The organism is Campylobacter sp. 2018MI10 (assembly GCF_018501175.1).
Classification (GTDB): Bacteria; Campylobacterota; Campylobacteria; order Campylobacterales; family Campylobacteraceae; genus Campylobacter_E.
The window spans coordinates 1-420 of sequence record NZ_JAHCZD010000107.1 but is presented as its reverse complement, the minus strand read 5'-3'; the positions used below and the strand labels follow the sequence as shown (position 1 = coordinate 420).

Here is a 420-nt window from a genome sequence, read left to right as displayed (position 1 = left end):
CTTAACGCAGCATAAAAACCATAGGGATGATTTTTAAGGCAATTATTTGTAAATTAAGGAAGCCATTCAAGTAATGACGACAATGTTTTCTGGCGTAATTTATTCATTCTCCGTTGTTGGAACGATTCACCCAATTAAAAATGTAAATGGCTGAGTAATTCCAGATAAATCGCCAGGTGGTCGGTCGGCTCTTTAAAATCGTCGTTGACTTCCATCCCGGCTTCAAGCAATAAATGTTTAATCATGCCGGGTTCCTGCTGCGAGTATTGCGAGGCGTAGGGCAACGCCGATTTTTTATCCGTCATCAGGAACAATCCGCAAAAATCTGCGGCCAGCTCCAGCTGCGCATCCTGGCGCAGGCTAAGCGCGGCAATTTTTTGTTCGAGTAACGCCACCGACGCCGCCAGCGCAGGCTGACGC

1 protein-coding gene is annotated in these 420 nt (G+C 46.7%); it reads right to left on the bottom strand.

Annotation, left to right across the window (positions count from 1 at the left end; genetic code table 11):
* Positions 1 to 134 precede the first annotated feature (134 nt).
* Positions 135 to 420, bottom strand: a 286-nt coding sequence (locus KJR01_RS09890; protein WP_214119073.1) for a molecular chaperone TorD family protein, incomplete at its 5' end; no start/stop codon positions are given.